The 19,300-nt window shown below is 58.1% G+C and carries 19 protein-coding genes; 8 read left to right on the top strand and 11 right to left on the bottom strand.

Annotated elements, in window-relative coordinates; genetic code table 11:
- Nucleotides 1–180 precede the first annotated feature (180 nt).
- Entirely contained in the window at nt 181–1,188 is a 1,008-nt protein-coding gene (locus tag PhaeoP97_RS06180; RefSeq protein ID WP_072506330.1) for a GlxA family transcriptional regulator, read from the top strand.
- A 35-nt stretch (nt 1,189–1,223) separates the two neighbouring features.
- Here the strand turns inward: PhaeoP97_RS06180 and PhaeoP97_RS06175 are convergent, their stop codons facing one another.
- From PhaeoP97_RS06175 to PhaeoP97_RS06125, 11 genes are all read right to left on the bottom strand, one after another.
- Entirely contained in the window at nt 1,224–1,964 is a 741-nt protein-coding gene (locus PhaeoP97_RS06175) for a lytic murein transglycosylase (protein WP_237028985.1), read from the bottom strand.
- Nucleotides 1,965–2,222: 258 nt separating this feature from the next.
- Complete coding sequence (locus tag PhaeoP97_RS06170; protein WP_072504333.1) at nt 2,223–3,473, bottom strand: Hsp70 family protein; 1,251 nt, start codon at nt 3,471–3,473, stop codon at nt 2,223–2,225.
- A gap of 182 nt (nt 3,474–3,655) precedes the next feature.
- A complete protein-coding gene (locus PhaeoP97_RS06165; protein ID WP_072504332.1) occupies nt 3,656–4,711 on the bottom strand; it encodes a c-type cytochrome in 1,056 nt (351 codons plus the stop codon).
- A complete protein-coding gene (gene soxC, locus PhaeoP97_RS06160; RefSeq protein ID WP_072504331.1) occupies nt 4,695–5,966 on the bottom strand; it encodes a sulfite dehydrogenase in 1,272 nt (423 codons plus the stop codon). The genes PhaeoP97_RS06165 and soxC overlap by 17 nt, the downstream gene beginning before the upstream one ends.
- Before the next feature lie 76 nt (nt 5,967–6,042).
- A complete protein-coding gene (gene soxB, locus PhaeoP97_RS06155) occupies nt 6,043–7,740 on the bottom strand; it encodes a thiosulfohydrolase SoxB (protein ID WP_072504330.1) in 1,698 nt (565 codons plus the stop codon).
- A 99-nt stretch (nt 7,741–7,839) separates the two neighbouring features.
- The gene (gene soxA / locus PhaeoP97_RS06150) at nt 7,840–8,691 is read right to left on the bottom strand and encodes a sulfur oxidation c-type cytochrome SoxA (protein ID WP_072504329.1); all 852 of its coding nucleotides are present in this window, start codon (nt 8,689–8,691) and stop codon (nt 7,840–7,842) included.
- A gap of 73 nt (nt 8,692–8,764) precedes the next feature.
- The gene (soxZ, locus tag PhaeoP97_RS06145) at nt 8,765–9,094 is read right to left on the bottom strand and encodes a thiosulfate oxidation carrier complex protein SoxZ (RefSeq protein ID WP_072504328.1); all 330 of its coding nucleotides are present in this window, start codon (nt 9,092–9,094) and stop codon (nt 8,765–8,767) included.
- A gap of 49 nt (nt 9,095–9,143) precedes the next feature.
- A complete protein-coding gene (soxY, locus tag PhaeoP97_RS06140; protein ID WP_072504327.1) occupies nt 9,144–9,560 on the bottom strand; it encodes a thiosulfate oxidation carrier protein SoxY in 417 nt (138 codons plus the stop codon).
- Nucleotides 9,561–9,611: 51 nt separating this feature from the next.
- A complete protein-coding gene (gene soxX, locus PhaeoP97_RS06135; RefSeq protein WP_072504326.1) occupies nt 9,612–10,088 on the bottom strand; it encodes a sulfur oxidation c-type cytochrome SoxX in 477 nt (158 codons plus the stop codon).
- 170 nt (nt 10,089–10,258) lie between these two features.
- The gene (locus PhaeoP97_RS06130) at nt 10,259–10,834 is read right to left on the bottom strand and encodes a thioredoxin family protein (RefSeq protein ID WP_072504325.1); all 576 of its coding nucleotides are present in this window, start codon (nt 10,832–10,834) and stop codon (nt 10,259–10,261) included.
- A gap of 46 nt (nt 10,835–10,880) precedes the next feature.
- On the bottom strand, nt 10,881–11,618 hold the full coding sequence (locus PhaeoP97_RS06125) for a cytochrome c biogenesis CcdA family protein (RefSeq protein WP_072504324.1): 738 nt from the start codon (nt 11,616–11,618) through the stop codon (nt 10,881–10,883).
- A 306-nt stretch (nt 11,619–11,924) separates the two neighbouring features.
- On the opposite strand from PhaeoP97_RS06125, the gene PhaeoP97_RS06120 reads away from it, so the two are divergent.
- The 7 genes from PhaeoP97_RS06120 to PhaeoP97_RS06090 all read left to right on the top strand — a co-directional run bounded on the left by PhaeoP97_RS06120 (nt 11,925) and on the right by PhaeoP97_RS06090 (nt 19,299).
- Nucleotides 11,925–12,404, top strand: a complete 480-nt coding sequence (locus PhaeoP97_RS06120) for a thioredoxin domain-containing protein (RefSeq protein ID WP_072504323.1) — start codon at nt 11,925–11,927, stop codon at nt 12,402–12,404.
- 19 nt (nt 12,405–12,423) lie between these two features.
- Nucleotides 12,424–12,759, top strand: a complete 336-nt coding sequence (locus tag PhaeoP97_RS06115) for an ArsR/SmtB family transcription factor (protein ID WP_072506329.1) — start codon at nt 12,424–12,426, stop codon at nt 12,757–12,759.
- An 87-nt stretch (nt 12,760–12,846) separates the two neighbouring features.
- A complete protein-coding gene (locus PhaeoP97_RS06110; RefSeq protein WP_072504322.1) occupies nt 12,847–13,917 on the top strand; it encodes a YeeE/YedE family protein in 1,071 nt (356 codons plus the stop codon).
- 187 nt (nt 13,918–14,104) lie between these two features.
- The gene (locus PhaeoP97_RS06105; protein ID WP_072504321.1) at nt 14,105–14,593 is read left to right on the top strand and encodes a DUF302 domain-containing protein; all 489 of its coding nucleotides are present in this window, start codon (nt 14,105–14,107) and stop codon (nt 14,591–14,593) included.
- A gap of 81 nt (nt 14,594–14,674) precedes the next feature.
- Nucleotides 14,675–16,339, top strand: coding sequence for a thiamine pyrophosphate-binding protein (locus tag PhaeoP97_RS06100; protein WP_072504320.1), 1,665 nt, complete (start codon nt 14,675–14,677; stop codon nt 16,337–16,339).
- Nucleotides 16,326–17,549 carry a CaiB/BaiF CoA transferase family protein gene (locus PhaeoP97_RS06095; RefSeq protein WP_072504319.1) on the top strand — a complete coding sequence of 408 codons (1,224 nt, stop codon included), beginning with the start codon at nt 16,326–16,328 and terminating at the stop codon, nt 17,547–17,549. The genes PhaeoP97_RS06100 and PhaeoP97_RS06095 overlap by 14 nt, the downstream gene beginning before the upstream one ends.
- A 385-nt stretch (nt 17,550–17,934) precedes the next feature.
- Entirely contained in the window at nt 17,935–19,299 is a 1,365-nt protein-coding gene (locus PhaeoP97_RS06090) for a tetratricopeptide repeat protein (protein ID WP_072504318.1), read from the top strand.
- Nucleotide 19,300 lies beyond the last annotated feature (1 nt).

The following is a 19,300-nucleotide window of genomic DNA, read 5'->3' as shown; positions in this document are numbered from 1 at the left end:
TTGTTTTTGCGATTACATGTGGCGTTACTTGGGGCCTGCACGACCGATGGCGCAAACAGTCAGGCCCACGTCGAAAAACATCGCCCCGTCGTCGCAAATCGTTCGGTGAATGATGAAGATTGCGGTTAACTAACACAAACCGCAGCCCCAGCCGAAACCGGCGTGTTCCAGGTTCATGACATGATCGATGACTACTTTGTGCAAAAAGGGGCAGCAGCAAATCTGACTGTGCCATTTGACGGCAAACCACAGGATTTCTACTTTCTGCTGCTACCAAAAGCGACAATGTTGCCCATTGCCGCCGCCGTGGAACCTCTGCGCATTGCAAACCAGGTCACAAATACGCAGCTCTATCGCTGGTATGTGATGACATCGGACGGTGCGCCGATCCGCTGCTCCAACGGGATGGCCATCACACCGGATCTACCGATGGGACCGCTGCCAGGTGACGCGCTTGCCTTTGTCTGCGCCGGGGTGGAACCGCAGGGCACCGCCAACGAGGCAGTGCTGAACTGGTTGCGGCGCGAGCGTCGGTTTGGACGCTCTATCGGTGGGATCTGCACCGGGGCCTTTGCTCTTGCGCAGGCGGGCCTGCTGGGTGGTCACCGCTTTACCCTGCATTGGGAAAACCAGCCTGGATTTGTCGAACGCTATCCAGATCTTTTGCCCTCTCCCAAGATATTCGAGATTAGCGATACGCTCATGACATGTGGCGGCGGCAATGCGGCCACGGATATGATGCTCAACCTGATCGAAGAACGTCACGGCAAGCAGTTGGCGATCATCGTCGCCGACATGTGCCTACATGTGCGCACAGGTGGCCAGAGCACACCGCAGAAATCCAATTATGCCGTTGCGATCGGCAGTCGCAATCAACGTCTGCTCAATGCGCTGCAACTCATGCAGGAATCGATCGAAGAACCCTTGTCCATAGGTGAGCTGTGCGACCAGCTGGATATCTCGCGCCGCCAGCTGGAACGGCTGTTTTCGCGCTATCTCGACCAAAGCCCGATGCATGTTTATTTTGACATGCGCCTCAGCCATGCCTTTGCGCTGATGAACGAAACATCCATGTCGGTGACCGAAATTGCACTGGCCTCAGGTTTTAACAGTGCCACGCATTTTTCGCGCCAGTTCAAGCGCAAGTTTGGGGCCAGCCCGCATTTTTTCCGCAAAGGTTGGAACTAAACAGCCCTTGCGATGACAGATGTTATTCGGCCCGGTCAGCCGTCGATCTTGCGCCCCATGATTGCCAAGGACTGCTGGTAGACCGTTGCAGCATTCCACTGTTTCAGGACTTTATAGTTGGGTTCCCCCTGCTGATAGCCGCGTCCCGGCTTCCAGCCTTTCTTGCGCAGAAAATAGGCGGTCGAGGCCAGCGCGTCGCCCATATTGTAGAAGTCCACCCGCCCGTTCCCGTCCCAGTCGACACCGTAGTTCAGCGCATTTCCGGGCAGAAATTGAGTATGGCCCAATTCGCCATGTTTGGCCCCCTTGGTGGCACCGGTGATCGCGCCACGATCCACCAGTTTCAGCGCTCCAAGCGCATGGGGCTTAAAAAACTCCGAGCGGCGGCAATCATAGGTCAGTGTCACGATGGCAGAGACCACCTGACTGTCCCCCATGTAGTTGCCGAAGGCGGTTTCCATACCGTGAATGGCGATCAGGATCCCGGCAGGCACACCGTATTTGCGTTCCAGCGCGGCAAAGAATTCGGCATTGCGCGCCTTACGCTTGCGCCCCTGCGCGATGATCGTATTGGCGCCACGGATCTGCATGAATTTCTCCAGAGAGTAGCGAAAGCTCTTCTGGTTGCGATCCGCAGCAATGGTACGACGGGCGTAGGTTGTGTTGGCCAGCGCGTTCAGCCCGGCCTGGCGCACACCGGCCCGCTTGGCCTCGGCGGCGAAATCGCGTTTCCAGCTGTCAAATCCGGCGGAAGTATTGCCGCAGGTCGCGGCCATAGCGGCGTACGGCAAACCACACAGTAGCGCCGCAGACAGAGTGGTGGTTAACCATCCCCCTGCCCGCCGGTGCGCAGTTTCTTTGCGGGTATTGGCCGTGACAGACTGTGAGAGAGATCGACGAAACAACTGGAAAATCATAAAAACCTGGGTCCAACGCTTGGGAAGTGGGTGTTCAGTCTAGCTGATTTCTGCATCAAAACCAGTCGCAGGATCGGCGTTTTTCCCCCTTGTGCGTGTTGATGCCCTTACCCGCGCTCAGGCAAAGGCGCTGCCTGAAGCCAGCGCCAGACCATCCGCCACCGCCGTCATCGCATTTTCGGTGTACAGCTCCGCCTTTGGGCAAAGCTGCTGCATCTGCTGTTGTACGCCCCTCAACAGGGCTGAGCCGCCCACCAGCACCACCCGCGAAACCTGCTCGTCGCGCAGGTCGGCGCGGCGCAGGGTTTCCCGGGCGCAAGCGGTGATCTCGGCGATATCGTCGGCAAGGCTGCGCTGAAGACCCTCAGCAGCCAGCGGCACAGACAGACCCCGTTCCAGTACTTTCAGATCAATCACCGCACTATGCTCTCCCGGCTGGTTGGCCGCAATTTTGCCCCGCTCAACCGCAAAGGCGAGATCATGGCCCAATTCATCCTCCAACACCGACACCAGACGGGCCAACTTCTCTGGCTCTTCGGCATTGCGCGCCAGATCCTGTGCGGCGCGGCGGCTATCCGCGGCGTAGAGGAAAGGGATCATCTGCCATGTCGCCAGATCATTGAACAACCGATTGGGCGCTGGCAGGCTGCCACCACCGAAGCTGTTGCGAATGGCGCTGCCCCGCCCCAGAAGCGGCATGACGTGATCGATACTGAGCTGCCGGTCGAAATCTGTCCCGCCAAGACGCACACCGTGTGAGGCCAGAATGCGGGTCGTGCCCTCTGCAGCCTGCTCAAACGCGGTGAAGTCCGAGGTGCCGCCGCCGATGTCGACAATCAGGCCGATACCGGGGTGAACTCGCGCCGAGCGCAGGGCCGCCTCTGGCTCAAGCATGAAGCGCACCTCCTCAAAGCCAGCGGCGATGTAGCAGGCCCGCAGATCCACCTCTGCCTGCGCATTGCGGGCAGCATCTTTGCTGTGGAACAGTACCGGACGGCCGGACAGCGCATGGGTGAAGGTCTGACTGGTGGCGGTTTCCGCGCGGGCCTTCAGCTCTGCCAGAAACCGCGCGACAATAGTCACGAAATCCACCAGTTCACCGTTTAGGCGGCGTTTCTCGTGCATCAGAGGCGTGCCGAGCAGGCTTTTGAGCGCACGCATAAACCGCCCCTCGTCGCCGTTGATCAATGCTCGCGTCGCACGCCTGCCAATCACCATCTTGCGGCTGTCAACGTCAAAAAAAACAGCTGTGGGTAGCGTGGTTTCGCCCGGCTCTACCTGCACCAACCACGGATGGCCATTCACGGCAACACCGGCAGCCGAATTCGACGTGCCAAAATCGATACCTAGGGTGTTGGGATGGGTCATGAAAGGCACCTGTTGCTGAGAAAGAACCGGCGTAGCTAGTCGAAGGTCGGCGCCAAAACAAGAGGGTGTTCGGGCTTATCTCTGCGCAACATCTGCCTACTGTGGCCACGGGGTCACGTGCCCTGACCATAACACCCCCGATTCGGCGATCAGGGGTGCAGGCATTGCGGAAACAGTAGGGACTACCGGCCAGAAACGGACCGCAGATAGGCGATCACCGCGTCAATCTCGGCGTCTTTCTTGAGCCCGGCAAAAGACATTTTGGTGCCCTTCATGTATTTCTTGGGCTTCGCAAGAAAAGCCGCCATTTCCGTCTCATTCCAAATCAAGCCATCCGCAGCGGCCGCTTTCATCGCTTTTGAGTAGCGAAAGCCCTCAACATTGCCAGCAGACGCGCCAATGATGTTGTTCAGAACCGGTCCGGTTTTGGACTTCGCCCCTTCACCAACCTGATGACAGGATTTGCATTTCTTGAAGGTTTTCTCGCCTTTGGAGACCAGTTCTGCGTCCAGCACCACGACGGCCTCCTCAGCAGGGGCAATAGCGGCAGGTTCCTCTGCCCTCTCCATGTCTGCTTCTGCCTCAGCCGCTGTGGCCTTGGTCACTTCTACCTCTGGTGTGATATCGAGAACCCGCGCGCGCATAGTGATTTCGACGCTGTCCTTGCAGTTGGCCATACATGGCTCATCGGTCCAGAAATGCGCCTCGGCCTCCAGGCGGTCGTCGATGATAAACCCATCCGTATTGGGCAGCTCAACATCCGTAAATGTGGCCTTGGACAATTCAAAATCGTCCTCCACCAGATCGTTGGAATAGAGGATATAGGCGACGATGGCATAGACCTCATCCGGGGTCAGTGACTGCGCGTCGCCAAAGGGCATAGAGCGATTCACATAATCCCAGGTGGTCGAGAGATACGGCCAATAGCTGCCTACCGTTTTCAGCGGGTCATCATGGTCAAGCGTCCCCTGCCCGCCAGCCAGTTTAGGCCAGTTGCCCACACCTTCGGCAAAATCACCATGGCAGACGGCGCATTTCTCGGCAAAGATCTCTTCGCCGGTGAACACATCGCCCGATCCTTCCGGCAGGCCGGTTCCATCGGGGGCGACGTCCAGATCCCAGGCAGCGATTTCCACCGGTAACGCCGGGCGGCCAAGGCCGAGTTTCTCAGCGCTTGCAGGCAAAGCCAACACCAAGGCCAGAAAAGCTGCTGTGATAACCTTAGGAAACTTCAACATTTTCAGCCTCCCCATCTGTCTTGACCCACCAGGTCTGGATGGCATTGTTGTGATAGATAGAATTGAGACCCCGCACCTCGCGCAACTGCGCTTTGGTCGGCTGCACATAGCCCGACGCATCGCGCGCACGGCTTTGCAGCAGCATTTCGGAACCGTCCCAGTTGATATCGAGGTAAAAGCGCGTCAAAGCCTTGTCGGTGCCGGGAGCCGCCAGCCGTGCCTCGGTCCAGCTCTTGCCACCATCCACCGACACGTCGACACCGGTGATCGCACCACGGCCCGACCAGGCCAGACCGCTAATCACCAGCGGCCCAACACCATGCTTAATTGGCGATTGCGGGCTAGGGCTGGTCACGACGGATTTTGCGTCCATCTCCCAGGTCCATTTGCGGCTGGTTCCGTCGGCCAAGGTATCAGTGTACTTCGACGTCTCCTCGCGGCTTTCAATCGGACCTTCCGTCACCTCGATGCGGCGCAGCCACTTGATCCACATGTTACCTTCCCAGCCCGGCACTACCAGACGCACCGGATAGCCGTGTTCCTTGCGCAGCGCCTCGCCATTGGCCTTAAACGCGACCAGAACATCGTCCATTGCCTTTTCCAGCGGGATCGAGCGCCCGTTCGAGGACGCATCAGCGCCCTCGACATAGACCCATTTTCCAGCGGGATTTACGCCCGCTTCCTCCAGCAAAGTCCGCAATGACACGCCGGAATATTCCATGTTGTGGATCATGCCATGGGTGAACTGCGCGCCGTTCAGCTGCGCGCCGGCCCATTCCATACCGGAATTCGCCGCGCATTCGCAAAAATACACCCGGTTTTCGCGCGGGAAACGCTCCAGATCCGCATAGGTGAACACCAAGGGGGTATCGACCAGCCCGTTGATCATCAGCCGGTAGCCTTCCTTGCGCAGCTCAATCGCGCCAGAATGATGCCGCTCAAACGCGCAACCCTGCGGCGTGATGGTGCCGTCCAGCGCGTGAATCGGCGTGAAGTTGATTGACGAGATGGTATCCGCCGTCAACCACTCCACATTGCGCCGGACCACATCGGCCTCATACTCAATGGGCAAGCCATAGGGCGTTGCATCCACTCCGTCCCCCAGACCAGAGGCCCAGTCCTGCACCTCGGTGATTAGGGGATCCGGCGTCGCAGCCTTAGCCGAGCGGCCCGTCACCGCCCCTGCCCCGACCGCCGCAGCACCAGTCAGAAACTGGCGGCGTGAGGGGCTGGTTTGCTTCGGTTTGTCAGTCATCTCTGAATGTCTCCTTACATCGAAAAATTCACTTTCGTGAATTCATCAGTGTAAATTTTTTTGGCGGATGCCGGGCTTAGGCGCCCGACACCTGCACGGAAGTGTTCGGCGCAAGGGTCACAGTGCCCATTTTGCGGATATGATCTTCGACCACGTCCCAGATCAGCGGCCCTTCGGTGCCTTCGTTGACACTGGCCCACCCCGAGACGATGTAAGTTTTGGATGGATCGATCGCCTCACCGGTCTTGAGCAGGGTCATATTGGTGATCCGTTCGCCCTGCGGCTTGGTGATGTCGATGTGGTAGCCCATGCCGCCAACACGCACCATATCGCCGCCCTGCTGGTAATAAGGATCCGGGTTGAAGATGTTGTCAGCGACATCTTCCAGCACAACCTTGAGGAATTCGCCCGTCATTTCATTGCGATAGGCCGCGCCATAGCTCATTGAGGTGACGTTCCAGATATCTTCGCGCGTGATGTCGTCACCGGGCAACAAGGAAGGCCCCCAGCGCACCCCGGGCGACAGGGCGATATCAGCCTCCCGTTCGCTCAGCAGCGCATCGCAGATCAGATCATCCCAGGTTCCGTTGAAATTGCCACGACGATAGAGCAGCGTATCAGTCTGACCAATCACCTCGGCAAGCTCTGCTTCATAGGGCGCGCGCTGTTCGTCGATCAGCTGACTGACGACCGGATCAGGCGCAATGACGTCTGAAAACACCGGGATCAGCTTATGACGCAGCCCCATCATCTGGCCGTCACGCACATCCAGATCCACGCGGGAAACAAATTTCCCGTTAGACCCGGAGGCCACGATATGCGTCTTGCCCACCAGCACCGGCTCAGGCAACGCATCATGGGTGTGCCCAGACAAAATTACGTCGATTCCGCCGACAACGCTGGCCATTTTCTTATCTACATCAAAACCGTTGTGGGACAGGACCACCACGACATCGGCCCCGGCTGCACGCACCTCGTCCACCATAGCCTGCATATGCTCGTCGCGAATACCAAAAGAGTATTCCGGGAACATCCAGCCCGGATTGGCGATTGGCATGTACGGAAATGCCTGGCCGATCACCGCAACCTTAGAGCCGCCGCGATCAAAGAATTTATATGGTTTGAACAGCTCTGCTGGTTCATCCCATTCCGCGTCAAAGATATTCTGGCCAAGTGCTGCAAAGGGTAATCCCTCGACAATCTCATTGACCCGGTCTGATCCCAGAGTGAACTCCCAGTGAAAGGTCATTGCATCCGGCTTCAGCGCGTTCATCACATTGACCATATCCTGACCAGCGGTCTGATGACATGTGTAGGACCCATGCCAGGTGTCACCACCATCCAACAACAATGCATCAGGGCGGTCTGCACGGATGGCGTTGATAATGGTAGAGACACGATCAAGCCCGCCCACCCGACCATAGCCCTGTGCCAGAGACGTGAAGTCATCGTAGGTCAGCGCATAAGCTGCGGGGCTAGCGTCTTCAATCCCGTAGGCCGCCCGAAAATCGGCCCCCGTGATATGCGGTACCGCACCTTTGTTGCCACCAACGCCAAGATTAACAGAAGGTTCGCGGAAAAAGATCGGTTTCAGCTGTGCGTGAATATCGGTGACATGGATCAGGCTGATATTGCCAAAGGTATCAAACTGCAAAAGCTGATCCTGGGTCAGACGCTGCTGCGCAGCAAGCCGCCCCCAATTGCCAAAACCAGACGTGCCAACCAGGGCCGAAGCCGCCATGGAGACTTGCAAGAAATCACGCCGCGAGATCATGGGTTCATCTTCCTACTAGAATCATACGATATATTCGCATATTTGAATTAAATAGCCAGAACCGCGCCCCACATCATGTCTGATGCAGGGCAGCAGTGTTTAGTTGCGCACAGACGGTGCTTCGACGGACAACCCATTGCCGCGCGACGCCACATAAAGCTCAAGCGCGACAAACTCGGCAGAGCCGGGTTTGTAGGTTTCGGCGCGGGTGTCGCGCACGCAGCCCTTGAACCGTGCATGGGCTGTATTCAGCTTGGTGTTTTTCAGACGATAGACCGGAAAGCCGTTGATCTGGCCTTGGCTCAGATGGTCGGCACGGATCATATTGCCATAGTTATCTTCATGGCAGTTCGCGCAAGACAGCTCCAGTTGACCGGTGCGGGTGTAGTACATCTCTTTACCCTGTTCCCACGTGGACTGGGCAGGACCGTCGATCACCACATTCACGGGCATTCCGCGCGACTGGACCGAAATCAAGGCCTCCATAGCCGCCATCTTGCCACCAGAGTATTTCCATTTCTCGGCGCCCATCTGGTTCTCTCGGCAGTCATTGATCTGCATGTTGAGGGTCCGGACTTCGCCTGCTGTCTCATTCCACTTTGGATAGACCGCACGCACACCTGCCATGCTCTCCTCAACATCAGCATGACACGAAGCGCAGGATTTTTCAGCAGTGCCCTCAACCTTGGACCAGCTGTCCATGGCCTGATCAACAAAGACCATTGCAGGGTTTTCAAAATCATCCATTTGTAACGCTTGCGTCTCGTCCGAACGGAAATGCCAGCCCGACACCACATCATCCATCACATCGGAGACATGCGCCGGCGCTGCGGTCTTAGTGACCATCTCGATCTCTTCGTTGACGACCAGCGTGTCATCATCTGCATCAGCAAAAGCGGCGACAGGCAAAGCCATCGCCATGGCAATTGCGGTGATTGCCTTATTGTTCATGTTGTTTCCTCCCTTGGGTGGTCGCCCGTCCCGGTATCCCGGACAGGGCGCTTGCCTGTGGATCCGGAAGGGATCAGCCGATCGCGATCGGTTTTTGTTCCGTGTAGACCGACCCGTCGTCGTCGTACCATGTAAAGACGAATTCGCCCGCTTCGGGGACGGTAGCGTCGAACTGGAAATACGGGTTGGTGGAAATGGCAGGTTCCATAGCAACATCAACAACGGACTGACCGTTGAATTCGCAAGTAAAGCGATTGATGATCGACCGTGGAATGACATTGCCTTCCTTGTCCTTACGCTGACCGCTTTCCATGGTGTGGCTGATCAACGTCTTGATGGTTACCGCTTCACCAGCGGCTGCTTTTTTGGGGACTTTGACGCGGGGTTTTACACCGGATGCCATGTCGTAAACTCCTGATTCCTATGTGGCGAACCTGACTTTCGGTTCACGCTTAGCCGCCGCAGCCGCCAATGGTGACTTTGACGGTTGCGCTGGCCTTGGCAAAACTACCGTCGGCCATTTTCGCAATCGCCACCACATCCTGGGTGCCTGCGAGGCGGATCCGGGTTGATGCAGACTGGCTGGCCGCCAGAGGACCAAAGCCAAAGGTGGCAACACCGGGGGTCGGGTTGCCGGTGGCCAGAACCATAATGGCGATGGCACCAGGGGCATCGACCTCAATCGGTACGGTATTGCCGTTTTCGGCGATTTCCGGCGCGGTCAGCGTTAGCCCGGTATCCGCCATCTCCGCCCCACCGGTGAATTCGGCAATCCGATCCTCGGCGGCGGCAGCGACACGCAGGGGCAACATGGTCAGAACAGCGGCCCCGAGGCCAAGACCAAGGGTGTCGCGACGTGAGAACTCCATCTTATGTCTCCTTTGACGTTGATGGCGCAAAAAGATCCCGGTCTTTGAGCGTCAGTCTTCTTTCAGGGTCGCAAGGAATGCGACCACATCTTCGATTTCCTGAGCAGTCAGGATTGGCGGCAACGGTTCGGTGCCTGCGTTACCGGTGTAAGCGTCGCCCGGACGGATAAAACCATCGACCTTATAGAAGGCGGGCATCATGGTACCGTCGAATGTCATTTTGGCGTTGGCAACAAGTCCGCGCAGCTCAGCTTCGCTCCAGCGACTGCCAGCGCCATCCAATGTCGGGCCGATCTCGCCGTGGAACGGCACATCACTCAGCGCAGTGAGCTGATGGCAGGCCACGCAGTTACCTTTGGATTTGTCACCTGCCAGCAGGGCGCCATTGGCGGCGTCCCCCGCCACACCGCTCAGCGAGATAGCAACGGTACCATCTTCATCAAAGGCGACGTCTTTCGGCGCGATCTCAGTGGCGAGCGCAACTGTCCCGACCAGACAGGCTGCCAGTGTCAGAGATATTTGCTTCATGTTTCCTCCCATTCGCTGTCACGCGCTTGTGGCGTGCTTCGCTGGAGGTTACCCTAGGCGACCTCCCCCGCCCAACGCAACATCAAATTCATTAATTTGAATTTCATCACAATCAGCCGCACGGCTTAGCAGATGATTTTGGCCCGTCCAGCACCTTGTAGCTGTCGGACTCAGTCAGCCGAGCCATTGTCACGTTCCTGAATGCGGCGGGCGTGATACCTTTGAAAATCTTCACCGCTATCAAGCGCGTAACGCTCTTCCTTCACCCATGTAAACATATCCAGCGTGGTCCCAACCCCAAAGGCACCCGGCATGATTGAAACAGCGGCTTGCGGTGCCGGAACCTCTGGAACGTCCGGTGGTAGAAACATCATCGTAGGCGTGAACAGAATGCTCCATTTTCGCGCCATGTCCTTTTCCGACAAGACCTCGCCATCGAAATCCGTGACTTCGATATCGCCATAAAGATTGAGCTGCACAACGAAGAAATTCTCAGCGATGTAACCGCCAACATCCGGCGTCGAAAACACCTCTTCGTGCATTTTGGTACAATAGATACAGCCACGCTGTTCAAAAAATAGGACCAGCCGCTTGCCCTCGGCGTTGGCCTCTTCCAGATCCTCACGCAGATCCTTGAAGGTCTCTCGCATCCAGGGGGCCTTATGCAGGCCATCATCGCCCAGCTCCGCTGCCAAGATGGGCACAGCGCTTAGTAACCAAACCAGCAAGGCACATAGTCGTTTCATAGTCTATCCTCCCAATTCTGCCCATTACACCAATGCGCAGCGTCAATCAGCCAAGGCTTGTAAAGCTTGGAAACCAACGGATCATCGCCTCAGCAATGTAGCGCACGCTGCCAGTGGCAATCAGCACCGCAAAGATGATCAACATAACGCCCATTCCCTTCTCCACCCAGGCAAATGCAGCGCGATGACGGCCCACAAAGCCAAGGAAAGGGCGCGCAAAAAGCGCGGCCGCGACAAAAGGCGCCGTCATGGCGGCCCCGTAGACAAACAACAATAAGCCGCCGCGCCAAATATCGCCCATGCCCGAGGCAATCATTAGAATTGATGCTAGCGCAGGCCCCACACACGGCGTCCAGCCAAAGCCAAAGGCAAGCCCCATCAGATAGGCCCCGGCATAGGTCGAAGGTGATGCACTGCTTTCAATTCGCGCTTCGCGGTACAGCAATGGGATACGAACCACCCCCAAAAAATGCAAACCGAACACCAGCAGCAATAGTGCCGCAGCATAAGACAGGATCTCTAGGTACTGTCCAAACAGCTGTCCCAGCGCCGTTGCCCCCATGCCCAAAAGCATAAAAACTGTTGTGACACCGCCGGCGAAGCAGACCGACGCCGACACCAGTCGCCGCTGCGCACCAGGCGCGATCTCGCCCTCTCCGCGTAGCTCCGCCATTGAGAGCCCGCCCATGTAAGACAGATAAAATGGCACCATTGGCAGCACGCAGGGCGTAAAGAATGACAAGAGCCCCGCCATCAGGGCCCCAAATAGCGAAATTTCCAGCATATGGTTCGGCCCTCTGCTGTTGTCGTCTACGTGATCGGCCTTGCTCCATCTATATTCGTATGGCTCACGGCACCATCACACATAATTAAATGGCAAAATCCGCGATCACTTAAGCATCCGCGATCAATACTCAGGCAACCAAAAGAGTTCAGTTTCACCGCGTCAATCACCAAAACTTGTACTATTCACATATTCAAATTACGTAGTACATATAGACACCGTCGACACTGCTCCGTCAATGGCGCGACATGCGCGCCGAAACTCCACATCGCTGAACTGAACCCAAACACCAAGAAACCTCGCATCATGCCCCTCTCCCCCGTGACCAAATTGCTGCAGCATTGCAAGCAAGCCCTAGCCCGCACAGGGTTTGTGCTGGGCGCATTGGTCGCGACTTTTTTGATAGCACGATCGACCGATGCAGCAGAGCTGGTGATGGTTGAACAGCCCGGTTGCGCGTGGTGTGCACGCTGGGATGCGGAAATCGCTCCGATATACCCCAAGACCGCCGAAGGGGCCTTTGCCCCCCTCCGCCGCGCCAACTTGCGCAATATGCCCAAAGATCTGACCCTGTCACGCAGGGTCACATTCACGCCGACCTTCTTGATCGTTGAAGGTGGCCATGAAATGGCCAGGCTGGAAGGCTATCCGGGAGAGGATTTTTTCTGGCCACTGTTGTCCGGATTGTTGCAAGATCACGCTGGATTCATCGCACCCTCAGCCAGCGACCCAGACACTGGTCACACACACGCCGCGCCCGATACCGCCCATGACACCGATGGTTGAACAAGGAAAGAACACCAAAATGGCCCTGCCACAGTTTTCCGCCGACATGGCTCCCGAAGATCTCGACACGATGGTGGACAATGCCACTCGTGCTTCGAATTTTCTGAAGGCGATCAGCCATGAAGGGCGCTTGATGATACTGTGCCACCTGGTCTCGGGCGAAAAATCTGTGACCGAGCTGGAAGAGCTGCTTTCTGCACGGCAGGCCGCAGTCTCCCAGCAGCTCTCCCGCCTGCGGCTGGAAGGGTTGGTCATTCCACGGCGCGAGGGCAAGACCATCTACTACCGGCTGGCAGATGATCGTCCTCGCCGTATTTTGGAAGTGGTTTATGAATTATTCTGCAAGGACGATTGACCACCTGTCCATGCGCCCACTCTACACGGTGGTGACCTGCGGCTTCCCGGCAGCACTGCCTTTCTCAAGCGACGAAGTACGCCCTTCATGCCCGAGACCCTGTCAGACCTTATCAGCGACACGCATCTGACTGTCCTATTGGGTCTGTTCGGCGGGGTATTGCTGGGTTTGACAGCACGCCTGGGCCGCTTTTGTACTTTGGGTGCCATCGAAGATCTGCTCTACGGCGGCTCCTCTTTGCGGATGCGGATGTGGGGCATGGCGGTTGGCATGGCCGTCCTCGGTAGCTTTGGCCTGATCGCGCTTGGCTGGCTGGATCCGGTACAGTCACAATATCTCACCATTCGCTGGATGCCCTTGGCGTCAATCTCCGGCGGATTGATGTTTGGATATGGCATGGCCCTTAGCGGCATGTGCGGTTATGGCGCCATCGCCCGGCTTGGCGGCGGGGATCTGCGCAGTTTCGTGATCGTATTGGTGATGGGGGTCTCAACCTTTGTGGTGCTTGCAGGTCCGCTTGCCCCGCTGCGCAACATGCTGTTTCTACAGGAGACCATCAGCAATGACCTGCCCGCAGGGCTGGCCCATCATCTGGCTGCCTATAGCGGGCTTTCCGTTCCCACTCTGGGCTTTGTCAGCGGTGGCGCGATCCTCTTGTGCTCGGCCTTAGGCCGCGAGATTCGTGATGATCCAGCCGCAATCGGCTGGGCGGCACTTGTGGCGTTTGCAATTGTCAGCGGTTGGGCCGGTAGCAGCTATATCGCCCGCACCGGCTTTGACGCGGTGCCGGTGGTGTCGCACTCCTTCTCGGCCCCGTTGGGAGAGACCATTCTGTGGACGATGACCGGCAGCCTACGTCCCATCAGTTTTGCAGTCGGTTCTGTCAGTGGGGTCTGGTTGGGGGCGTTCATCGGATCATTGATCAAGGGGCATTTTCGCTGGGAAGCCTGCGACGACCCAAGAGAGCTGCGTCGCCAGATTGTCGGGGCTGCCATTATGGGGGGAGGTGCAGTGATCGCGATGGGCTGCACAGTTGGTCAGGGGCTAAGCGCCTTTTCATTATTGTCACTGTCGGCACCGGTAACCTTTTTGTCTATCTTTGCTGGGGCCGCGTTTGGCCTGCGCCAGCTAATCGTCGGTTTTCGCCGGGCAGCCTGAATGCCCGCGCCGCCCCCACAACAATGTGACTTCTCTGGCGGCGCGCTCGCGCTAACCTGCTGAACAGCGCTCAACACGGACCACACCCGCTAGACAGATACGTCCGGCCCGCGAAGCAAGGAGATACCACCTAATGCATCACCTATTAAGAGCTCGCGCGGCTGACATCAGCTTGTCGGGGAAGACGATGCTTAACAGCCTGTTGCTGATGTTCATGGTGCTCGCAATCGCGTTACCACACGGTGCCGCCGCTGAGTCAGTTTCCGAACGCACCGGTTGGGCCGTACATAACAGCGACAAAACCTACGATCAGCTGGTCCGCGACGTCATAGCTGCGACCAGAGATAAAGGGTTGTTCGTGGTGACCCAGGCCGGTCCGACCAAGGCTGCCGCTGCGCGCGGTGTCACTATCCCTGGCAATCGCGTGATTGGGGTCTTCAACAATGATTTCGCGGTACAGATCCTGAATCTCTCCACTGCCGCCATGATCGAGGCGCCAATACGGCTCTATGTCACCGAAAATTCCGACGGAACGGCAACTCTGTCCTACAAGACCGCAGCCTATGTCTTCGCCCCATATCAAGACGAGGGCGGTGGTGCGCTTATTGTAATCGCTGCAAAACTGGACCAACGTCTTGACGAGATTGCGCAAAAAGCAATCCAATCGGCGCCTTGACGCTCACACCCGCGTGAGGAGGCTTGCAACAGGACGCGGTTCCGGCAATTTGGCGGAACTTGTTCACGAAGGGCGGATTCCATGACACAGGCCGACACCGCAACTGCGGGTGCCACAGAACCATTGCGCGCGGCAGATGTCCTGGCTCAACGGCTATATGCAGCCGGGTGTCGCCACGCATTTGGCATGCCGGGTGGCGAGGTGCTGACCCTTGTTGATGCCTTGACCAAGGCAGGGATCGCGTTTCATCTGGCTAAGCATGAAAACTGTGCCGGCTTTATGGGCGAAGGCGTGTACCACAGCGATGGCGCGCCAGTAATCCTTGTGGCAACACTTGGCCCCGGCGCGCTCAATGGTGTGAATGTTGTGGCCAATGCCCATCAGGATCGGGTACCGATGCTGGTGCTGACTGGCTGTGTCGACGCCTGCGAGGCGGCAACCTACACCCACCAGGTGTTGGATCATCAGGCTGTTTTTGCGCCAATCACCAAAGCCACGTACCGGCTCGATGCCAAGGCAGCCGGCGTGATCGCTGACAAGGCCCTACGGATTGCTACCGCGCCGCGCAGTGGACCCGTGCATATAGATGTGCCAATCTCCGTTGCGGATGCAGCCGCTGGGGATCACCGCCCAAACTTCGCGCCTGCCAGACCGACACAGGCCAATCCCACGGACCTCGCGCAGGCGCGTGGTTGGTTGGCTGAGGCAGAGCGCCCGCTGGCGGTGATCGGCCTTGATGCGGTGGCCGAAACGGCGGGCGCGGCCCTCCTTGCGTTTCTGGAGCTCTACCAGATTCCGTTTGTAACGACCTACAAGGCCAAGGGCATCCTGCCCGAGGATCATCCGCTGTGCCTGGGCGGCGCGGGGCTGTCGCCGCTGGCAGATCGCCATCTGCTGCCACTGGTGGCTGAGGCGGATCTGATCCTCGCGCTTGGCTATGACCCGATTGAGATGCGTCCCGGCTGGCGCGATGTCTGGGATTGCACCCGTCAACGGGTGATTGACATCGCTGCCGAGGACAACACCCATTACATGCATGCAGCCACGCTGACCATCGCGGCAGGGCTGATCCCTTCCCTGCGTGCATTGACGATCGGCACGCAGCTGGCTGATGATAGCAATACGGACATGCCGCGCTGGCCAGACAATCGCCCCGCATCTGTACGTCAGGCCCTTGCAGACGGGTTTGCCGCGAAATCTGATTGGGGACCTGCGGCGATCATCGCAGAATGCCAGACCACCCTGCCCGCCGATACGCTCGCCACGGCTGACAGCGGCGCACATCGGATTTTGCTCTCGCAGATGTGGCGTTGTCAGGAGCCTCGCGCCTTGATCCAATCCTCTGCTCTGTGCACCATGGGCTGCGCCGTGCCCATGGCCATAGGGCGCAAGCTGGCCGAGCCTCAGCGAACGGTTGTCAGTTTTTCAGGCGACGCTGGTTTTCTGATGGTTGCAGGTGAATTGTCCACTGCAGCCGAACTGGGCGTCGCGCCGATCTTTGTGGTGTTTGTCGACGCCAGTCTCGCGCTCATTGATCTGAAACAACGCCAGCGTCAGCTTGACAATGCAGGCGTCGATTTTGGTCGACATGACTTCGCCGCCATGGGTCGCGCCTTTGGTGGCAATGGCGTGCGCGTTCGCGACCGCACCAGCCTGCGGGTCGCCCTGAGTGAGGCACAGCAGGCCGAACGTTTCACTGTTATTGCTGCAGAATTTGACCGGGAGGCCTATGATGGGCTCATCTGATCCGTCCACCACCGACGGCAAACTGCCCCACGGCCCCCTCACGGGGATCAAGGTGCTGGACCTCTCCCGCATTCTGGCCGGGCCAACCTGTACCCAGATGCTGGGAGATCTGGGGGCCAGCGTGCTGAAAGTGGAAAATCCGCAGAGCGGCGGCGATGACACCCGCCAATGGGGACCGCCCCATGTGGTCGATGCCGAGGGTCAGCAATCCGATCTCTCGGCCTATTTCATGGCCGCAAACCGCAACAAGCGCTCCATCAAAGTGGATATCTCCACCGTCGAAGGGCAGCAGGTGATACGCCGCCTCGCCGCCGAAGCAGATATTCTGCTGGAGAATTTCAAACCCGGTGGACTGGCCAAATACCGCCTCGACTACGACAGCCTGCGCTCGGAGTTTCCGCATCTCGTCTACGGCTCAATCTCCGGATACGGCCAAACTGGCCCCAATGCGCATAAACCTGGCTATGACCTTATGGCACAGGGCTACGGCGGGATCATGTCGCTGACCGGCGAACCGGATGGCCAGCCTATGAAGGTTGGCGTTGGCATCGCCGATGTGATGTGCGGCATGTACGCCTGTGTCGGAATTCTTGCTGCACTTCGCCACAAGGAAAAAACCGGCGAGGGCCAGCAAGTCGATATCGCCCTTGTTGATGCGCAGATCGCCTGGCTGATCAACGAAGGTGTCGCCACACTTAACACCGACGCCCCCCCCAAGAGACGCGGCAATGAGCACCCCAGTATCGTGCCCTATGGCCTTTATCAAACCTCCGACGGCCATGTGATCCTGGCGGTGGGCAATGATGCACAGTTTGCACGGTTCCTGTCTTTTCTCGGGCTTGATGGTCTGGCACGAGATCCGCGCTTTGCCACCAATCCCGCTCGGCTGAAGTATCGCGATGCCCTCGCCGACATTCTCGTTCCTGTCCTGTGCCAGTACACGACGCAAGATGTCATCGCCGCGATGGAGGCCAGACAAGTGCCGGCCGGGCCGGTCCAGACACTCGATCAAGTCTTTACCTCTGATCAGGTCGCAGCACGGGACATGGCAATCGAAATGTCGTCGTCCGTCGGCCCGGTCCGATTGCTGGGCAATCCGCTGAAACTCTCACGCACGCCAATCACCTATCGCTACGCGCCGCCGACATGCGGGGCCAGTACCGACCGGCTGACCGACTCTGCGGATCCCTTTGCCGAAGACGACTTCTAAGCCGCGTCCTGCTTGCGTTTCGGGTGATCTAAACAACCAATACGGCGATCGTCCCGATCAGGGCGGTCGCTGTTCCTTGCCCGCGCCTTAGCTATCTCCTTAAGAATCCGCAAAAAACCACGGGCAAATAGAATTGCAACCGGCAGGATCTGGCCGAGTGTTACAGAAACCGGCAGTCTTTGGCCAAACCGCTGTTGTGAGGGCTTGTCAGCGCCGCAAAAATGCGGGAAATCGCTGCCAATTGACACGGTTAGCCTGCTATTGCTGCAAGATTGCACACGCCACTTCACCAAACCGCGAGCGGGCATCGCGAGGCGCGATGCCGTGCTTTAGGCTTGATGCCAAAGCACCACTGCTTTCGTTTTTGACACGGATCGGACAAACGATGATGCAAGATATTTTTGGCCAAGAGACCAGCCTGACCGACGCCTCAGCTCTTGAGAATTGGAATGCTGTACAGATGGGCGTGTTGTCACACGGCGCGGCGGCGCCACAATATCTTGGTGCGTTGCTTGAGGCCGCGCCTGAATTCGCGCTTGCGCAGGCAGCCAAAGGTATCTTTGTTCTTATGCTGGGGCGGGCCGAGTTGATGGGAGTGGCGCGCGATGCCTACGCAGCAGCAAAGGCCGCTGAGGAAGGCGCGCTGCCGCGCGAGCGTCACTATATTGCTGCACTTGGCGCCTGGCTCGACGGTCGTCCCTCAGTCGCAATCGCCGAGATGGAAGCCCTGCTTCTTAAACACCCTCAGGATTCTCTGGCAATGAAGCTGAGCCACGGCATCCGATTTATCCTTGGCGACAGTTCGGGCATGCGTCAGTCAATCGAACGGGTGCTACCCGCTTACGACCCGGACCACAAAGGACGTGGTTACCTGCTTGGGTGCCATGCGTTCTCCCTCGAGGAAACCGGGGCCTATGATCTGGCGGAAACAGCCGGCAGGCAGGCGTTGTGGATGGCACCAGACGATGCATGGGGATTGCACGCCGTGGCACATGTTCACGAAATGAAGGGCAATTCCCGTGCCGGGCTTGACTGGTTGACGGGCCGTGAAGAGGCCTGGGCGCATTGCAACAACTTCCGCTATCACGTCTGGTGGCACAAGGCCCTGATGCATCTGGATCAGGGGCAGACCGATCAGGTGCTGGCGCTCTATGACCATGAAATCCGCAAGGACAAAACCGACGATTACCGCGATATCTCCAACGCCACATCACTGCTGATGCGGCTAGAGCTGGAGGGCGTCGCCATTGGCAATCGCTGGGAAGAACTGGCCGAACTATGTGCCAACCGGACCGAAGACGGTTGTCTGATATTCGCGGATCTGCACTATCTGCTGGCCCTCGTTGGCGATGATCGCAAGGCAGAAACTGGTCAGCTGGTCCAACGTATTCACGCCGATGCCCGTCGCGGTGCAAGCGAAATCGACGCCCGTATGGCGGCACCGGGTTGCGGCCTGGCGTCGGGGCTTGAGGCCTTTGGCGAGGGCAACTACGGCGAGGCCTTTGGATATCTCGCAGCCGGGCGGAACACGCTGCAACTGGCTGGCGGCAGTCATGCCCAGCGGGATGTATTCGAACGGGTGACAATTGACGCAGGTATCCGCGCAGGTCGTCTGGACGCTGTCGAGACAATCCTCAATGAACGGCGCGCTCAGAGGGGGGGCGCTGAAGACAGCTACGCCCAGACGCGTCGCGCCCTGATTGCAACGGGACGCGGTGCGCCGGACGCACAAAGCGTTCCCGCAGAATAAC

The sequence above is a fragment of the Phaeobacter porticola genome (assembly GCF_001888185.1).
GTDB lineage: Bacteria > Pseudomonadota > Alphaproteobacteria > Rhodobacterales > Rhodobacteraceae > Phaeobacter > Phaeobacter porticola.
The sequence above is the reverse complement of the archived record's forward strand: the minus strand, read 5'-3'. Positions and strand labels throughout refer to the sequence as shown.